This is a genomic window from Escherichia sp. MOD1-EC5433 (assembly GCF_002966005.1).
Taxonomy (GTDB): domain Bacteria; phylum Pseudomonadota; class Gammaproteobacteria; order Enterobacterales; family Enterobacteriaceae; genus Escherichia; species Escherichia ruysiae.
Window position 1 is genome coordinate 81470 of the sequence record NZ_PTRL01000008.1, and the last position, 16842, is coordinate 98311.

The 16842-nt window shown below is 50.2% G+C and carries 21 protein-coding genes; 15 read left to right on the forward strand and 6 right to left on the reverse strand.

Annotated elements, in window-relative coordinates; genetic code table 11:
* Positions 1–148 precede the first annotated feature (148 nt).
* The 3 genes from flgA (at position 149) to flgN (ending at position 1598) form a co-directional block, all read left to right on the forward strand.
* The gene (gene flgA, locus C3D30_RS16325) at positions 149–808 is read left to right on the forward strand and encodes a flagellar basal body P-ring formation chaperone FlgA (RefSeq protein ID WP_000880636.1); all 660 of its coding nucleotides are present in this window, start codon (positions 149–151) and stop codon (positions 806–808) included.
* A gap of 75 nt (positions 809–883) precedes the next feature.
* Positions 884–1177: a flagellar biosynthesis anti-sigma factor FlgM gene (gene flgM / locus C3D30_RS16330; RefSeq protein ID WP_000020871.1), complete on the forward strand. Its 294-nt coding sequence runs from the start codon at positions 884–886 to the stop codon at positions 1175–1177.
* A gap of 4 nt (positions 1178–1181) precedes the next feature.
* Complete coding sequence (gene flgN, locus C3D30_RS16335; RefSeq protein WP_105284895.1) at positions 1182–1598, forward strand: flagella biosynthesis chaperone FlgN; 417 nt, start codon at positions 1182–1184, stop codon at positions 1596–1598.
* A gap of 39 nt (positions 1599–1637) precedes the next feature.
* Here the strand turns inward: flgN and murJ are convergent, their stop codons facing one another.
* The 4 genes from murJ to rimJ form a co-directional block, all read right to left on the reverse strand.
* Positions 1638–3173 (reverse strand): murein biosynthesis integral membrane protein MurJ, encoded by a 1536-nt coding sequence (gene murJ, locus C3D30_RS16340; RefSeq protein WP_001050689.1) that lies wholly within the window; start codon positions 3171–3173, stop codon positions 1638–1640.
* 109 nt (positions 3174–3282) lie between these two features.
* Entirely contained in the window at positions 3283–4206 is a 924-nt protein-coding gene (locus C3D30_RS16345; protein ID WP_105287134.1) for a Gfo/Idh/MocA family protein, read from the reverse strand.
* A 1-nt stretch (position 4207) separates the two neighbouring features.
* On the reverse strand, positions 4208–4855 hold the full coding sequence (locus C3D30_RS16350) for a YceH family protein (protein WP_105287135.1): 648 nt from the start codon (positions 4853–4855) through the stop codon (positions 4208–4210).
* A gap of 10 nt (positions 4856–4865) precedes the next feature.
* Positions 4866–5450 (reverse strand): ribosomal protein S5-alanine N-acetyltransferase, encoded by a 585-nt coding sequence (gene rimJ / locus C3D30_RS16355; protein WP_000468197.1) that lies wholly within the window; start codon positions 5448–5450, stop codon positions 4866–4868.
* A 235-nt stretch (positions 5451–5685) separates the two neighbouring features.
* Here rimJ and mdtH point away from each other — a divergent pair, with 235 nt between their 5' ends.
* From mdtH to C3D30_RS16400, 9 genes are all read left to right on the forward strand, one after another.
* Positions 5686–6894: a multidrug efflux MFS transporter MdtH gene (gene mdtH, locus C3D30_RS16360; RefSeq protein WP_105287136.1), complete on the forward strand. Its 1209-nt coding sequence runs from the start codon at positions 5686–5688 to the stop codon at positions 6892–6894.
* 171 nt (positions 6895–7065) lie between these two features.
* Positions 7066–7626 (forward strand): lipoprotein, encoded by a 561-nt coding sequence (locus tag C3D30_RS16365; protein ID WP_010351783.1) that lies wholly within the window; start codon positions 7066–7068, stop codon positions 7624–7626.
* Between the two features lie 105 nt (positions 7627–7731).
* Entirely contained in the window at positions 7732–8778 is a 1047-nt protein-coding gene (gene pyrC / locus C3D30_RS16370; RefSeq protein ID WP_000126575.1) for a dihydroorotase, read from the forward strand.
* Positions 8779–8851: 73 nt separating this feature from the next.
* On the forward strand, positions 8852–9097 hold the full coding sequence (dinI, locus tag C3D30_RS16375) for a DNA damage-inducible protein I (RefSeq protein ID WP_001217754.1): 246 nt from the start codon (positions 8852–8854) through the stop codon (positions 9095–9097).
* Positions 9098–9373: 276 nt separating this feature from the next.
* Complete coding sequence (bssS, locus tag C3D30_RS16380) at positions 9374–9628, forward strand: biofilm formation regulator BssS (RefSeq protein ID WP_000414435.1); 255 nt, start codon at positions 9374–9376, stop codon at positions 9626–9628.
* A 114-nt stretch (positions 9629–9742) separates the two neighbouring features.
* Positions 9743–10861, forward strand: coding sequence for an N-methyl-L-tryptophan oxidase (solA, locus tag C3D30_RS16385; protein ID WP_000872756.1), 1119 nt, complete (start codon positions 9743–9745; stop codon positions 10859–10861).
* Between the two features lie 47 nt (positions 10862–10908).
* Positions 10909–11022 (forward strand): YceO family protein, encoded by a 114-nt coding sequence (locus C3D30_RS16390; protein WP_001253739.1) that lies wholly within the window; start codon positions 10909–10911, stop codon positions 11020–11022.
* 261 nt (positions 11023–11283) lie between these two features.
* The gene (locus C3D30_RS16395) at positions 11284–11850 is read left to right on the forward strand and encodes a cytochrome b (RefSeq protein ID WP_001131605.1); all 567 of its coding nucleotides are present in this window, start codon (positions 11284–11286) and stop codon (positions 11848–11850) included.
* Position 11851: 1 nt separating this feature from the next.
* A complete protein-coding gene (locus C3D30_RS16400) occupies positions 11852–12427 on the forward strand; it encodes a YceI family protein (RefSeq protein WP_000749186.1) in 576 nt (191 codons plus the stop codon).
* Between the two features lie 41 nt (positions 12428–12468).
* On the opposite strand, the gene trhO is transcribed toward C3D30_RS16400, so the two are convergent.
* The gene (gene trhO / locus C3D30_RS16405; RefSeq protein WP_105284902.1) at positions 12469–13521 is read right to left on the reverse strand and encodes an oxygen-dependent tRNA uridine(34) hydroxylase TrhO; all 1053 of its coding nucleotides are present in this window, start codon (positions 13519–13521) and stop codon (positions 12469–12471) included.
* A 224-nt stretch (positions 13522–13745) separates the two neighbouring features.
* Between trhO and lpxL the strand changes: the two genes are divergently transcribed.
* From lpxL to C3D30_RS16420, 3 genes are all read left to right on the forward strand, one after another.
* Positions 13746–14666, forward strand: a complete 921-nt coding sequence (gene lpxL, locus C3D30_RS16410; protein WP_010351771.1) for a kdo(2)-lipid IV(A) lauroyltransferase — start codon at positions 13746–13748, stop codon at positions 14664–14666.
* A 167-nt stretch (positions 14667–14833) separates the two neighbouring features.
* Complete coding sequence (mdtG, locus tag C3D30_RS16415) at positions 14834–16060, forward strand: multidrug efflux MFS transporter MdtG (protein WP_000050574.1); 1227 nt, start codon at positions 14834–14836, stop codon at positions 16058–16060.
* Positions 16061–16142: 82 nt separating this feature from the next.
* The gene (locus C3D30_RS16420; protein ID WP_000180062.1) at positions 16143–16517 is read left to right on the forward strand and encodes a MysB family protein; all 375 of its coding nucleotides are present in this window, start codon (positions 16143–16145) and stop codon (positions 16515–16517) included.
* On the opposite strand, the gene C3D30_RS16425 is transcribed toward C3D30_RS16420, so the two are convergent.
* Positions 16518–16745: a YceK/YidQ family lipoprotein gene (locus C3D30_RS16425; RefSeq protein ID WP_001237191.1), complete on the reverse strand. Its 228-nt coding sequence runs from the start codon at positions 16743–16745 to the stop codon at positions 16518–16520.
* Positions 16746–16842: the final 97 nt, after the last annotated feature.

A 16842-nucleotide genomic window follows, 5' to 3' on the forward strand; every position in this document is an offset into this window, starting at 1 on the left:
CTCCGCAGGTATCAAAATTCTGCCGTCAGCTTAAAGGCTTTACGCGCGCGTTATCGGCGGAATAAACGCAAAATGGGTCGCTATTTATGCCGTTGATGGTCACAGCGCGCGGGTACAATTTGGCCCGTAGAAATGGCTGGAGGCGAAAATGCTGGCAATGAAGCGTTGTATGGCGATCATCGCGATACTGTTCAGTCCGCTGAGTGCGGCTGGCGATCTCACATCACAATTGCAAACCTTTTTTGCCGCACAACTGGCAGGGTTGAGTGATGAAGTCCGGGTCTCTATTCGTACTGCGCCCCATTTACTGCCTCCGTGTGAACAGCCGTTGCTGTCGATGACCAGCAATTCTCGCCTGTGGGGCAATGTGAATGTGCTGGCGCGCTGCGGCAACGACAAACGATATTTGCAGGTTAATGTGCAGGCCACGGGAAATTATGTGGTTGCTGCGATGCCCGTTGTGCGGGGAGGAAAGTTGGAATCTGGCAGTGTCAAACTAAAGCGCGGACGGCTGGATACCTTACCGCCGCGTACTGTGCTGGATGTCAATCAACTTGTTGATGCCGTCAGCCTGCGCGATCTGGCGCCCGAGCAGCCTGTACAGCTAACCATGCTGCGCCAGGCCTGGCGAGTCAAAGCCGGTCAACGCGTCAATGTGATTGCCAGCGGCGAGGGATTCAGTGCCAATGCTGAAGGTCAGGCACTGAACAATGCCGCCGTCGCGCAAAATGCTCGTGTCCGCATGGTGTCGGGTCAGGTGGTCAGTGGCGTGGTGGATGCTGATGGGAATATTCTTATAAACCTGTAAGCTATTAAAGATTGACCGACTATTGCCGATAAATAAGCAACAAATGATAAAAGCGCCCTCAATGAGGAATAAACCATGAGTATTGACCGCACTTCACCTCTGAAGCCCGTAAGCACCGTTCAGCCACGCGAAAACACTGACGCGCCGGTAGCCAATACCCGCTCGACTAAAACGACCGCAGCCACCAGCACCAGCGTCACGTTAAGCGATGCGCAGGCAAAATTGATGCAGCCAGGCAGCAGTGATATCAATCTTGAACGCGTAGAAGCGTTGAGACAGGCGATTCGTAACGGCGAGCTAAAAATGGATATCGGCAAAATTGCCGACGCACTGATCAGCGAAGTACAACAAGACTTACTGAGTAAATAGGCTTATGACGCGTCTTGCAGAGATCCTCGACCAGATGTCCGCAGTGCTTAACGAGCTTAAAATGGTGATGGATCAAGAGCAACAACATCTCTCTATGGGGCAGATCAACGGCAGCCAGTTGCAATGGATTACAGAACAAAAAAGCTCACTGCTGGCAACGCTGGATTACCTTGAGCAGTTACGTCGGCAAACACTGGATACTGCAAACAGCGACGATATCGCGCAGCGTTGGCGGGAAATTACCGTGAAAACGCAGAAACTGCGCCAGTTAAATCAACATAACGGCTGGTTACTGGAAGGACAGATTGAGCGCAATCAACAGGCGCTGGAGATGCTGAAACCGCATCAGGAACCGACGCTGTACGGGGCTAACGGTCAAACCTCAACGTCCTATCGCGGCAGTAAAAAGATATCTATCTGAAGATTTTCTCCGGCCTGCAATGCAGGCCGGAACGCATTATTACACCGTCCGACGGGCAAACTCTTTAACTTTGAAGCCCAGCACCGCCAGCGCGGCAAAGTATGCCGCGATCCCCGCGACAACAACCGCCATCAAGCGTAGTAAGCGCCAGGGCATAGTGCCCAATGACCACTCTGGCATGATGTGTAACATGCCTAACAGCACGCCAGACATCACCAATACGGCTACCAACAAACGCAGCAGAAACGCAGTCCAGCCGGGCTGCGGGGTGAAGATTTTCTGCTTACGCAACTGCCAGTACAGCAACGAAGCATTCAGACAAGCCGCCAGACCAATGGAAAGCGACAATCCGGCATGTTTCAAAGGGCCGATAAACGCCAGGTTCATCAATTGCGTCAGGATCAGCGTGACGATGGCTATTTTTACCGGTGTTTTAATGTCCTGTCGGGAATAAAAGCCCGGAGCCAGCACTTTCACCACAATCAGGCCAATCAAACCCACCGAGTAAGCAATTAACGCCCGCTGGGTCATCAGCGCATCAAAGGCGGTAAATTTACCGTATTGAAACAGTGAAACGGTCAACGGCCCGGAAAGGATACCCAGCGCCACCGCGCTTGGCAGCGCCAGCAAGAAACAAAGACGCAGCCCCCAGTCCATCAAGCGGTTGTATTCATCGTGATTGCCGCTGGCAAAACTTTTCGACAGTGACGGTAGCAAAATGGTCCCCAGCGCCACGCCCAGTACGCCGGACGGGAACTCCATTAAACGGTCAGCATAATACATCCAGGAGACTGAACCGGATGCCAAAAACGAAGCAAAAATGGTGTTGATGATCAAGGAGATCTGACTGACAGAGACGCCAAGAATCGCCGGTCCCATCTGTTTCACCACGCGCATCGCACCCGCATCGTGGAAGTTAATGCGTGGCAAAACCAACATGCCTATCTTCTTGAGGTGCGGTAGCTGATAAACCAGTTGCAGGATCCCGCCCACCGTTACAGCCCACGCCAGCGCCAGCACCGGCGGGTTAAAGTACGGCGCGGCAAACAGCGCAAAACCAATCATGCTGATGTTAAGTAACGTCGGGGCAAATGCCGGAATCGAAAAACGGTTCCAGGTATTCAGAATCGCCCCCACCAGCGATGCCAGGGAGATCAGCAAAATATAGGGAAAAGTAATCTGTAATAGCTGGGTGGTCAGGGCAAATTTGTCGGCAGTATCAGCAAAGCCCGGCGCGGTCACCATGATTACCCACGGCGCGGCGAGCATCCCGGCAACCGTCACAACCGCCAGCGCGAGAGTCAGCAGACCAGAAACATAAGAGACAAAGACCCGCGTGGCGTCTTCACCCTGCTTGCTTTTATATTCCGCCAGAATTGGTACAAATGCCTGGGAAAATGCCCCTTCAGCAAAAATACGGCGCAACAAGTTAGGCAGTTTAAAAGCGACAAAAAAGGCGTCGGTTGCCATCCCTGCGCCAAAGATTCTGGCGACAATTGCGTCACGTGCGAAGCCAAGCACACGCGAAAACATGGTCATCGAGCTGACGGCGGCCAGCGATTTTAATAAATTCATCGGTGTTCTAATCCAGACCCACGGGCAAAACGCCTGCAAGGCAGGCGCTGAAAGAGGCGAATAGTCTACCTGGATTATGGTGAATTGCTACCGCCAGATGTTACAGGGTTTATTCACTCATCGCGTCGCGCCAGATCTTGTCAACGATGCGCTGCGCCAGCACAGCCTGTTCACCGGCGGTTTGCGGAACTGTCTGATTTTGCACGCATTCAATGAAGTGACGTGCGCAACCAACAAATCCACGCTGCTCAAGGGTACTCTGCCAGCCTGGAATCGGTTTATGCAATACCCCCTGCCCGCGCTCCTCACGCCATTCACGCATATCCGTAATGTCGATGAGCGCACCGTCAGTCACGGCCTGCACGGCTTCACGCTGACTTCCGGCACGGCGATGCATACTGGTAGTAATCTGCAAAGAACCCGCAGAAAAATGGTGCTCGGCAAACAGCATTTCGCCAGCGTCGTTAGTCAGTAACGTGCCGCCATCCAGGGAGGCTTTGCCGCCAGACAACCACAGCGCGGTATCCACCACATGCAGATAATCATCCAGCAACGTGAAATAAAGATCGTGCGGCCCGACACTATTGCTACGATGCTTATCCATTCTTAGCGAGGCCGCCGTAGCGAGTTGCGTTTTTAACTCACAGTAGAGCGGTGCGAAACGGCGGTTAAAACCGACCATCAGGGTGAGTTTTTTCCGTGCTGCCAGTTCCACCAGCCGCTCGGCATCACGCAGATTTTCCGCCAGCGGTTTATCGACACAAACATGCACCCCCGCATTTAACAGCGCACTGACAACCTCAAAGTGGCTGGCAGTGCTTGAATGCACGAAAACAGCATCGCAACTGACGGCGAGGCTGGATAACGAATCAGCGTAGGGAATGCGCCAGCTTTCACAAACTGGCAGAGCTTTCTCACGCGTTGGCGACCACGCGCCTTGTAACGTCCAGTCTGATGCTGCCGCCAGCACCGGTAACCACGCTTTTTGCGCGATGCCGCCTAATCCCACTACGCCGATACGTAATTTTTTCACTTTAATCTCCCAGATGGGCCAGCAATGAATCAAGACGCTGTTTCAGTTCTGACACTTCGATTTCCAGTGCTTCGACACGAGCCTGTAAATCGCCGTCAACCGCGTTCGACGGCTCCGTTAACACCGGCTGATCCTCAACCTCACCGCTGAAAAGATGCATATAGCGGCTTTCACGTTTACCCGGTTCGCGAGCCAGGCGAACCACAAAAGGACCGTCTTCACGATTAGCCAGTTGTTCCAGCGTGGACTCCACTTCCGCCATATCGCTAAATTCATACATCCGCGCCGCGCGGCTGCGCAATTCGCCTGGCGTCTGGGCACCGCGTAACAGCAAAGTGGTTATCAACGCCACTTCTGCGGCGCTCAGTTTTAGATCGCCAAATTCTGAATTACAAAAGCGTTGCTCATATTTGGTGACCCGATTACCAAAACCGCTCACCGTGCGTAAATAATGACGTTTGACCAGATTATCCAGCTGCTCCTGCACCTCTGATTCACTCAGATTCATTACCGGTTCACGGTTCGTTTTCTGATTACAGGCCGTTACTACACCATTTACAGAAAGCGGATATTGCTCCGGCGTTGTCACCTGTTTTTCCAGCAAGCAGCCAATCACGCGGGCTTCCAGTGCAGTAAGTTGATATTTCATGAGATTCTCCTTAGCGGCCGGGCGTCCAGTCTGGGGTGGTTAATGCCGTCAGTACGTGATCGCGCCATTGTCCATCAATCAACAGATAGTCTTTCGCATAGCCTTCTTTTTCAAAACCCAGTCGCGCCAGTAAATCACCGCTGCGTTTATTGTGCGGCATATAGTTGGCCATAATGCGATGAATATGTTGGGTGCGCTGCATATAACGAATGGCGGCGGTCAGGGCTTCAAACATTAGCCCTTTGCCCTGCCATTTTTGCCCAATCGAATAACCGAGATAGCAGGCATGAAAAGATCCTCGCACCACATTAGAAAAATTGGCAACGCCAATAATCTCTTTCTCATCCGGGTCGAACAACCCAAAATAGAATGCAGAACCTTGTTTATGAAATTCATTAATCATGCTTAACCTGGCCTGCCAGCCTGAAGGATAACAGTGGCTTTCGTCGCGCACTGGCTCCCAGGGCTTGAGGAAATGGCGATTCTCTGCGTAATAGTCCGCCAGCCGCCAGGCATCACGATCATGCACCAGACGCACGACCAGTCGGTCTGTGGTTAAGCGCACTTTTGGCACGTTACTGCGATAGCCAAACATTCTATACCTACTCCTTCCCGTAACGTCTTTAATACGCTGTAAGTATTACTATACCTGCGCAACCAGAGCCTGTGAAAAGTCCCAAATGCCATTTCCTGCATTATTCACATATTTGATAAAAACTCTCTATCAAAGAGGGCTTTCGATAAAAAAATATTGTCCCGGGAATTGTGGGAAAAGTATTAGCGACCATGCAGAATAGAAAGTGCTCATCTTTTATTTCCCGGGAGGGGAAATGTCGCGCGTGTCGCAGGCGAGGAACCTGGGTAAATATTTCCTGCTCATCGATAATATGCTGGTCGTGCTGGGGTTCTTTGTTGTCTTTCCGCTGATCTCCATCCGCTTCGTTGATCAAATGGGCTGGGCCGCCGTGATGGTCGGTATTGCCCTCGGTCTGCGTCAGTTCATTCAGCAGGGGTTGGGTATTTTTGGCGGCGCAATTGCCGACCGCTTTGGCGCTAAACCGATGATTGTCACCGGTATGCTGATGCGCGCAGCCGGATTCGCCACCATGGGCATCGCTCAGGAGCCCTTGCTACTGTGGTTTTCCTGCCTTCTCTCAGGTCTTGGCGGCACTCTTTTCGATCCGCCGCGTTCGGCGCTGGTGGTCAAATTGATTCGCCCGCAGCAGCGTGGCCGCTTTTTCTCGTTGTTAATGATGCAGGACAGTGCCGGTGCGGTCATTGGCGCATTGTTGGGGAGCTGGCTGTTGCAATATGATTTCCGCCTGGTCTGCGCCACGGGGGCGATTCTGTTTGTGCTGTGTGCAGCGTTTAATGCCTGGTTGTTACCGGCGTGGAAACTCTCTACCGTGCGCACGCCAGTCCGCGAAGGCATGGCTCGCGTGATGCGTGATAAACGTTTTGTCACTTACGTCCTGACGCTGGCGGGCTACTATATGCTGGCCGTTCAGGTGATGCTGATGCTGCCGATTATGGTCAACGACGTCGCTGGCGCACCCTCTGCCGTTAAATGGATGTATGCCATTGAAGCATGTCTCTCCTTAACCTTGCTCTACCCTATCGCTCGCTGGAGCGAAAAGCGTTTTCGTCTGGAACATCGGTTGATGGCTGGGCTGTTAGTCATGTCGTTAAGCATGATGCCAGTTGGAATGGTCAGCAGTCTGCAACAACTCTTCACCCTGATTTGTCTGTTTTATATCGGGTCGATCATTGCCGAACCTGCGCGTGAAACCTTAAGCGCCTCGCTGGCGGATGCGCGAGCGCGCGGCAGCTATATGGGGTTTAGTCGTCTGGGTCTGGCGATTGGCGGCGCTATCGGTTATATCGGCGGCGGTTGGCTGTTTGATCTGGGTAAGTCGGCACAACAACCAGAGCTACCGTGGATGATGTTGGGCATTATTGGCATAATCACCTTTCTTGCTCTGGGTTGGCAATTTAGCCAGAAGCGCGCTGCGCGTCGGTTGCTGGAACGCGATGCCTGAAAACGCGATGCGTTCTGTTACCATTGCTCGTCCTGTCAACCTGACGCGCCTTAACAGCTTGTTATTACCTGCCGCCGCAGAATTCAGTTTTTTCTGCTGGCGAGTTTAACGCTGGTGGCACATGCTGCGTTGTGTCAGGATATTGACGCAGATTTCATGTCGAGGACTACCATGAACAAGTTTTTATTTGCCGCTGCATTGCTCGTCAGCGGCCTGCTCGTTGGCTGTAATCAACTCACCCAGTACACGATTAGCGAACAAGAAATTAACCAGTCGCTTGAGAAACATAATAATTTCTCGAAAGATATCGGTTTGCCCGGCGTAGCTGACGCCCATATTGTTCTGACAAACCTGACCAGCCAAATTGGTCGCGAAGAGCCGAATAAGATAACCTTAACCGGGGATGCAAATCTGGATATGAACTCCCTGTTCGGCAGCCAGAAAGCGACCATGAAACTAAAACTGAAAGCACTGCCGGTTTTCGATAAAGAAAAAGGCGCTATCTTCCTGAAGGAAATGGAAGTGGTCGATGCGACGGTACAACCGGAAAAAATGCAGACAGTGATGCAAACGTTGCTCCCCTATTTGAATCAGGCATTACGCAACTACTTTAACCAGCAACCGGCTTACATTCTGCGCGAAGATGGCAGCAAAGGTGAAGCAATGGCGAAAAAACTGGCGAAAGGTATTGAGGTGAAACCTGGCGAAATTGTCATTCCGTTTACTGATTAAACACGAGGGCGCATTCGCGCCCTTTATTTTTCGTGCAAAGGAAAACGTTTCCGCTTATCCTTTGTGTCCGGCAAAAACATCCCTTCAGCCGGAGCATAGAGATTAATGACTGCACCATCCCAGGTATTAAAGATCCGCCGCCCAGACGACTGGCACCTTCACCTCCGCGATGGCGACATGTTAAAAACTGTCGTGCCGTATACCAGCCAAACCTATGGTCGGGCCATCGTTATGCCCAATCTGGCACCGCCCGTGACGACCGTTGAGGCTGCCGTGGCTTATCGTCAACGTATTCTTGACGCCGTCCCTGCCGGGCACGACTTCACCCCGCTGATGACCTGCTACTTAACTGATTCACTGGATGCAGACGAACTGGAGCGAGGGTTTAACGAAGGCGTGTTCACCGCTGCAAAACTTTACCCGGCAAACGCGACCACCAACTCCAGCCACGGCGTGACGTCGGTTGACGCTATCATGCCCGTACTGGAGCGAATGGAAAAAATGGGTATGCCACTGCTGGTACACGGAGAAGTGACACACGCCGACATTGACATTTTTGACCGTGAAGCTCGCTTTATTGAAACTGTTATGGAACCGCTACGCCAACGCCTGGCTGGGCTGAAAGTGGTTTTTGAGCACATCACGACTAAAGATGCCGCTGAATATGTTCGTGATGGTAATGAACTACTGGCTGCTACCATTACCCCTCAACATTTGATGTTTAACCGTAACCACATGCTGGTTGGTGGTGTACGTCCGCACCTGTACTGCCTGCCCATTCTCAAACGTAATGTGCATCAACAGGCGCTGCGTGAACTGGTCGCCAGTGGCTTTAGTCGCGTTTTCCTTGGGACTGACTCCGCGCCACATGCGCGTCATCGCAAAGAGAGTAGTTGCGGTTGTGCCGGCTGTTTTAATGCACCAACGGCGCTGGGCAGTTACGCCACTGTCTTTGAAGAAATGAATGCGTTACAGCACTTTGAAGCGTTCTGTTCTTTAAACGGCCCGCAGTTCTATGGTTTACCGGTCAACGAATCGTTTATTGAACTGGTACGCGAAGAGCAGAAAGTGGCTGAAAGCATCGCTCTGACTGACGACACGTTGGTGCCATTCCTGGCCGGAGAAACGGTACGCTGGACAGTTAAACAATAAAAAACGTAGTTCCCTGTTGTCATTAGGTTATTTTACCTGTATAAATAACCAGTATGTAAAACAGGGGGCTATTATGAGAATTGAAGTCACCATAGCAAAAACTTCTCCATTACCTGCCGGAGCCATTGACGCCCTGGCCGGTGAACTTTCCCGCCGTATTCAATATGCGTTTCCTGATAACGAAGGTCATGTTTCTGTTCGTTATGCCGCAGCCAATAATTTATCGGTTATTGGCGCAACAAAAGAAGATAAACAGCGCATTAGCGAAATTCTGCAAGAAACATGGGAAAGCGCAGATGACTGGTTCGTTAGCGAATAATATACAGTAATGTTTGTTTTTGCCGGGTCGCCCCGGCTTTTTTATTTTCAGCACAAAATTTCTACACTTCCTCAAAATAATTGCACGATATGCTAAAAAAATATGAATGACATGCTGTTTTATTGTTCATATAAATCTTAAAAACAAAAAAATATCTCTTTCCCCCTTTAAAAATTCTGTGGATACCCTTACTTATTGGTATACTGAAGTTGCTTCAGATAAAAATGCATTGAACCTCGAATAACGTTGTCTAGTAACACGAATTAGGGGGCCATGATGGAAAAAAACAATGAAGTCATTCAGACTCATCCGCTCGTAGGGTGGGACATCAGCACCGTTGATAGCTATGATGCTCTGATGTTGCGTTTGCACTACCAGACCCCAAATAAGTCCGAGCAGGAAGGGACTGAAGTTGGTCAGACACTCTGGTTAACTACTGATGTTGCCAGACAATTTATTTCGATATTAGAAGCAGGAATAGCCAAAATTGAATCTGGTGATTTCCATGTAAATGAGTATCGTCGTCATTAACTTGACATGACCATCCACCCAAAAGGCACCAGATTGGTGCCTTTACTATTTCTGGGTTGTATATCTGCATTCACTTAATTACTCTGCTTAAACCATGAGAGCAGAGAGAAAAAAATGAAATACGATCTCATCATTATTGGCAGCGGTTCCGTAGGTGCTGCAGCCGGGTATTATGCCACTCGGGCCGGTTTGAAAGTGCTGATGACCGACGCCCATATGCCGCCGCACCAACACGGCAGCCACCACGGTGATACACGATTAATTCGCCATGCTTATGGTGAAGGCGAAAAGTATGTTCCGTTGGTGCTTCGCGCGCAAACCCTGTGGGATGAACTCACCCGTTACAACGAAGAAGACCCCGTTTTTGTGCGCTCTGGCGTCATCAACCTCGGCCCTGCCGACTCCGAATTCCTCGCCAATGTCGCCCACAGCGCGGAACAATGGCAACTCAACGTCGAAAAACTGGATGCGCAGGCCATTATGGCTCGCTGGCCTGAAATACGCGTTCCTGACAATTACATCGGCTTGTTTGAGGCTGATTCTGGCTTTCTGCACAGCGAACTGGCGATTAAAACCTGGATCAAACTGGCGAATGAAGCTGGCTGTGCTCAACTGTTTAATTGCCCGGTTACCGCTATTCACCATGATGACAACGGCGTAACCATTACAACAGCTGACGGCGAGTATCAGGCGAAAAAAGCGATCGTCTGCGCGGGAACCTGGGTAAAAGACCTGCTGCCAGAACTCCCTGTCCAGCCAGTACGCAAAGTGTTCGCCTGGTATCAGGCCGATGGTCGTTATAGTATGAAAAATAAATTTCCGGCCTTTACCGGAGAACTGCCCAATGGCGATCAATATTACGGCTTTCCCGCCGAAAATGACGCCCTGAAAATTGGCAAACACAATGGTGGACAGGTGATTCATTCAGCAGATGAACGCGTTCCGTTTGCTGAAATCGCCAGTGACGGTTCTGAAGCCTTTCCCTTCTTACGTAGCATACTGCCGGGCATTGGTTGCTGCCTGTACGGCGCTTCCTGCACCTACGATAATTCACCTGATGAAGATTTTATTATCGACACCCTGCCCGGTCACGATAATACGCTGCTGATTACCGGTCTGAGTGGACACGGATTTAAATTTGCATCGGTATTAGGGGAAATAGCCGCCGATTTTGCGCAAGGCATAAATAGCGATTTTGATTTGACGCCATTCAGACTTGCCCGCTTCAAATAATCATCATCACGGCCTCAAAAATGAGGCCGTTTTTACAGGATTTTTTAATGCGTCGGCTGGTGAACTATCTCATTAATAATATCCGCGAGCATCTCATGCTATATCTTTTTCTCTGGGGATTATTGGCAATTATGGATCTGATCTACGTGTTTTATTTTTAACCGCACCCCACTGACATAAATTGACAAAACCTTAATCTCTCTTTCATTTGGCGTGAAAAATTGAATAACTTTATTTCTGTCCTGGTAGCATTCCCCTGACATACCTCATCCTGAAACCACTAAACTTATGAAGATTCTTTCATTATTAAATCAAAATTATTGAAATAAAAATAAATATCATTCGAATTGTTATTTTTCAGTTGCAATTCATTCTCCAACGCGCCATTTTCATTCTTTCGCAAATAAGTTTCGGATGCATTTATGCCCCTTACAAATACCCCCAAACGCTATGGTGTTATATCGATGGCCTTTCATTGGCTGAGTGCAATCATTATCTACGGCATGTTTGCTTTAGGACTATGGATGGTAACGCTCAGTTATTACGATGGCTGGTATCACAAAGCACCAGAGCTGCATAAAAGCGTCGGTATTCTGTTAATGATGGGGCTGGTTATACGCATTCTGTGGCGCGTTATATCCCCACCGCCTGGTCCATTGCAAAGTTATTCGCCCATGACGCGTCTCGGCGCACAAATTGGACATCTCACGCTGTACTTTTTGCTCTTCGCCATTGGCATCAGCGGCTATCTCATCTCGACCGCCGATGGCAAACCGATCAGCGTTTTTGGCTGGTTTGACATCCCCGCGACCCTTGCCGATGCTGGCGCACAGGCTGACCTTGCCGGTGCCCTGCATTTTTGGCTCGCGTGGAGCGTCGTCGTACTGTCCGTTATGCACGGATTTATGGCCCTGAAGCATCATTTCATCGATAAAGACGACACCCTGAAGCGTATGCTGGGAAAATCGTCATCTGACTATGGAGTATAAAATGAAAAAAAGCCTGCTTGCTTTAACCTTTGCTTCCCTGATGTTCTCTGCCGGTTCAGCTGTCGCCGCCGATTACAAAATTGACAAAGAAGGTCAGCACGCCTTTGTCAATTTCCGCATCCAGCACCTTGGCTATAGCTGGTTATATGGCACCTTTAAAGATTTCGACGGTACTTTTACCTTTGATGAAAAGAACCCAGCTGCTGATAAAGTGAATGTGACAATTAACACCACCAGCGTCGATACCAATCACGCCGAGCGCGATAAGCATCTTCGCAGCGCAGATTTCCTCAATACCGCAAAATATCCGCAGGCGACGTTCACTTCTACCAGCGTGAAGAAAGACGGTGATGAACTGGATATTACGGGTGATCTGACACTAAATGGCGTAACCAAACCAGTAACGCTGGAAGCAAAATTGATTGGTCAGGGTGACGATCCGTGGGGCGGTAAACGTGCGGGCTTCGAGGCAGAAGGCAAAATTAAGCTGAAAGACTTCAACATTAAGACTGATTTAGGTCCAGCTTCGCAGGAGGTTGATCTGATTATTTCGGTGGAAGGTGTACAGCAGAAGTAATGCATAGATGTTGCCGGATGACGCACATCCGGCACGAATGTTTATTCTGTTGGATCAGGAATGATCAGCGTCGTGTTCAGGCGTCCACGCGATTTATTAAAGATCTTATTGCCATTTTCTCGCCCAGCACGACGGCGGCGCTGTTCTTCTGGCGGTAATGCACTTTCTTCACAGCAAATCTCACTACAACAGCCCTTGAATTTCTCGGCACACGCCGGACACTGGATAAACAACAGATGACAGCCATCATTTCTACAATTGGTATGGCTGTCACAAGGTGTGCCACACTGATGACAATGCGCAATAATTTCGTCAGAGATCCGCTCGCCCATCCGCTCGTCAAAAACAAAATTTTTACCAACAAAGCGGACAGGCAAACCTTGTTCACGCGCCTTACGAGCGTATTCAATAATCCCGCCTTCAATATGCCAGACTTTATTGAATCCGTTATGTTTCATCCAGGCACTGGCCTTTTCGCAACGAATACCACCGGTGCAGTACATCACGATCTTTTTATCTTTATGCGCCTGCATCATCTCAACCGCTTTTGGCAGTTGTTCGCGAAAGGTATCTGCCGGAATTTCCAGCGCGTTTTCAAAATGCCCCACTTCATATTCATAGTGGTTGCGCATGTCGATAAACAGCGCATCGGGATCATCAAGCATGGCGTTCACTTCCGCTGCTTGCAGGTATTCCCCCACGTTACTGGCATCAAATTGAGGATCGTCAATACCATCGGCAACAATTCGGTCGCGAACCTTCATGCGCAGCACCCAGAAGGATTTCCCGTCATCATCCAGCGCAATATTCAGACGTAAACCGTTTAAAGCAGGATCAAAAGCATAAAGCTGTGCGCGAAATGTCTCTACGTTGCTCGCCGGTACGCTGATTTGTGCGTTGATCCCTTCATGCGCCAGATAGACCCGTCCAAAGACATTCAACGCGGTAAATAGCTGATATAAAGCATCACGGGTCGTTTTGGGATCGGTAATGTGGAAATATTTATAGAACGAAATGGTGGTGCGTGGTTCGCTCTCGGCCAGCATTTTGGCTTTCAGCGCGTCATTAGAAATGCGGTTGTGTAACACTGGCATGGTGTACGGTTCCTGCGGGGTGGGAAAGTAAAAATCCGCAGCATGATATAGCAATTATCGACAATTAACATCCATACATTTTACGCTACATTTGCGCATTAAAAATTATTAATGATTTACATACGCGGTAATTTCGCCCAGTCTTCGGTCACAAATTTTGGTTGCGGACGAAAAAATGCGACAATACATACAATTGCCCGTATAGGTTGAAAGACAGGATTGATATGACGAATCTACCCAAGTTCTCCACCGCACTGCTTCATCCGCGTTATTGGTTAACCTGGTTGGGTATTGGCGTACTTTGGTTAGTCGTTCAGTTACCCTACCCGATTATCTACCGCCTTGGCATTGCGGCAGGACGACTGGCGTTACATGTTATGAAACGTCGCGCCAAAATTGTATATCGCAACCTGGAACTGTGCTTTCCGGAGATGAGCGAACAAGAACGCCATGAAATGATGGTGAAGAATTTCGAATCCGTTGGTATGGGGTTGATGGAAACCGGCATGGCGTGGTTCTGGTCGGATCGTCGAATTGCCCGCTGGACGGAAGTGATTGGCATGGAACATATCCGTGACGTGCAGGCGCAAAAGCGCGGCATTCTGTTGGTCGGCATCCATTTTCTGACGCTGGAGCTGGGCGCAAGGCAATTTGGTATGCAGGAACCGGGTATCGGCGTCTATCGCCCAAACGATAATCCGTTGCTCGACTGGCTGCAAACCTGGGGGCGCCTGCGTTCGAATAAATCGATGCTTGATCGCAAAGATTTAAAAGGCATGATCCGGGCACTAAAGAAAGGCGAAGTGGTCTGGTATGCGCCGGATCACGATTACGGTCCGCGCTCGAGCGTTTTCGTGCCGCTGTTTGCTGTTGAGCAGGCGGCGACCACCAGTGGCACCTGGATGCTGGCGAGAATGTCTGGTGCGTGCCTGGTGCCGTTTGTTCCGCGTCGTAAGCCAGACGGCAAAGGCTATCAGTTGATCATGCTGCCGCCAGAGTGTTCACCACCTCTGGATAACGCCGAAGTCACCGCAGCGTGGATGAATAAAGTGGTCGAGAAATGCATCATGATGGCACCGGAACAGTACATGTGGCTGCATCGTCGCTTTAAAACGCGCCCGGAAGGCGTACCTTCACGCTATTAAATCTCCCTTGCCGGATGTTTCGAACTGCATCCGGCATTACCGCTGCCCCCCCTGATTTAGCGATAAAAGCTCTGTACATTGCGTCACCTATAAGTCAGGCGCATAATTAGTGTGCTTACTTTTTCTCCTTTTATTCACCGCGCCTGGCGCACCAACAGCGGATTGCTATGTCACTCTGTGAAAATGACACCCCCATAAACTGGAAACGAAACCTGATCGTTGCCTGGCTAGGTTGTTTTCTTACCGGTGCCGCCTTCAGTCTGGTGATGCCATTCTTACCCCTCTACGTTGAGCAACTTGGCGTCACTGGCCACAGCGCGCTGAATATGTGGTCGGGAATTGTCTTCAGTATTACCTTTTTATTCTCCGCCATCGCCTCCCCTTTCTGGGGCGGGCTTGCCGACCGCAAAGGCAGAAAAATCATGTTATTGCGTTCTGCTCTCGGCATGGGCATCGTGATGGTGCTGATGGGGCTGGCGCAAAATATCTGGCAGTTTCTGATCCTGCGGGCGCTGCTTGGTTTGCTTGGCGGGTTTGTCCCCAACGCCAATGCTCTTATCGCCACACAAGTACCGCGTAATAAAAGCGGCTGGGCGCTGGGCACGCTCTCCACCGGCGGCGTTAGCGGCGCGTTGCTCGGCCCGATGGCTGGTGGCTTACTCGCTGATAACTACGGCTTACGTCCGGTATTCTTTATTACCGCCAGTGTGCTCATACTCTGCTTTTTCGTCACCCTGTTTTGTATCAGAGAAAAATTCCAGCCCGTCAGCAAAAAAGAGATGCTGCACATGCGGGAAGTCGTAACATCGCTTAAAAATCCGAAACTGGTACTTAGCCTGTTTGTCACAACATTAATTATCCAGATTGCTACTGGATCTATCGCGCCAATCCTGACGCTGTATGTCCGCGAACTGGCAGGAAATGTCAGTAATATCGCCTTTATTAGCGGCATGATCGCCTCCGTGCCCGGCGTGGCTGCACTGCTAAGTGCTCCACGACTCGGTAAACTTGGCGATCGTATCGGGCCAGAAAAGATCCTGATAACTGCGCTGATCTTTTCTGTGCTGCTGTTGATCCCAATGTCTTATGTCCAGACACCACTGCAACTGGGGATTTTACGCTTTTTGCTCGGCGCCGCAGACGGCGCTCTGCTCCCCGCCGTACAAACGTTGCTGGTTTATAATTCGACCAACCAAATCGCCGGGCGCATTTTCAGCTACAACCAGTCGTTTCGCGATATTGGCAACGTTACGGGGCCGTTGATGGGCGCAGCTATTTCAGCACACTACGGCTTTCGTGCTGTATTTCTGGTTACCGCCGGAGTCGTTTTGTTTAACGCGGTCTATTCGTGGAACAGCCTGCGCCGTCGCCGACTCCCCCAGGTATCGAACTGATTTTTCGCCTTTCATACTTGCAAAAGCGGAGAATCAGCTATTCTTTCCCTGAACACCTCAGCAAATCAAAGGGAGAGTCGTGATGACTATGTACGCAACGCTTGAAGAAGCCATTGATGCCGCACGCGAAGAATTTCTTGCTGACAACCCCGGCATCGACGCCGAAGAAGCGAATGTGCAACAGTTCAATGTCCAGAAATATATTCTGCAAGATGGCGACATTATGTGGCAGGTTGAGTTTCTCGCCGATGAAGGCGAAGAAGGTGAATGCCTGCCCATGTTTAGTGGAGAAGCCGCACAAAGCATCTTTGATGGCGACTATGATGAGATTGAAATCCGCCAGGAATGGCAGGAAGAAAATACTCTGCATGAATGGGACGAAGGTGAATTCCAGCTTGAGCCACCGCTGGATACCGAAGAAGGACGCGCAGCAGCCGATGAGTGGGATGAGCGTTAATTACTCATATGCTCCGTGATGAATGTCGATCGGTAACAGTAAGGTATCAAAGACTAAAGAGAATGGGAGATCAAGGATCGTGACATAGCGCCATGCGGAGTCACGTACATCCCATTGCACGCCGGGATAATATTGGTTGCCATGCCCCTGTCCCGGTATGGTGCGGCTAATGATGCTGCCACAACCACTCAGCAAAGCAACCATGATGCCTACTACAATTAAGCGCATTTGAACCCTCTTCTGTAAAAAAATACCGGCATTACGCCGGTATTTTTATTGCTGACAAAGTGCTTGTTGTTTTGCCGGATGCGGCGTGAACGCCCCT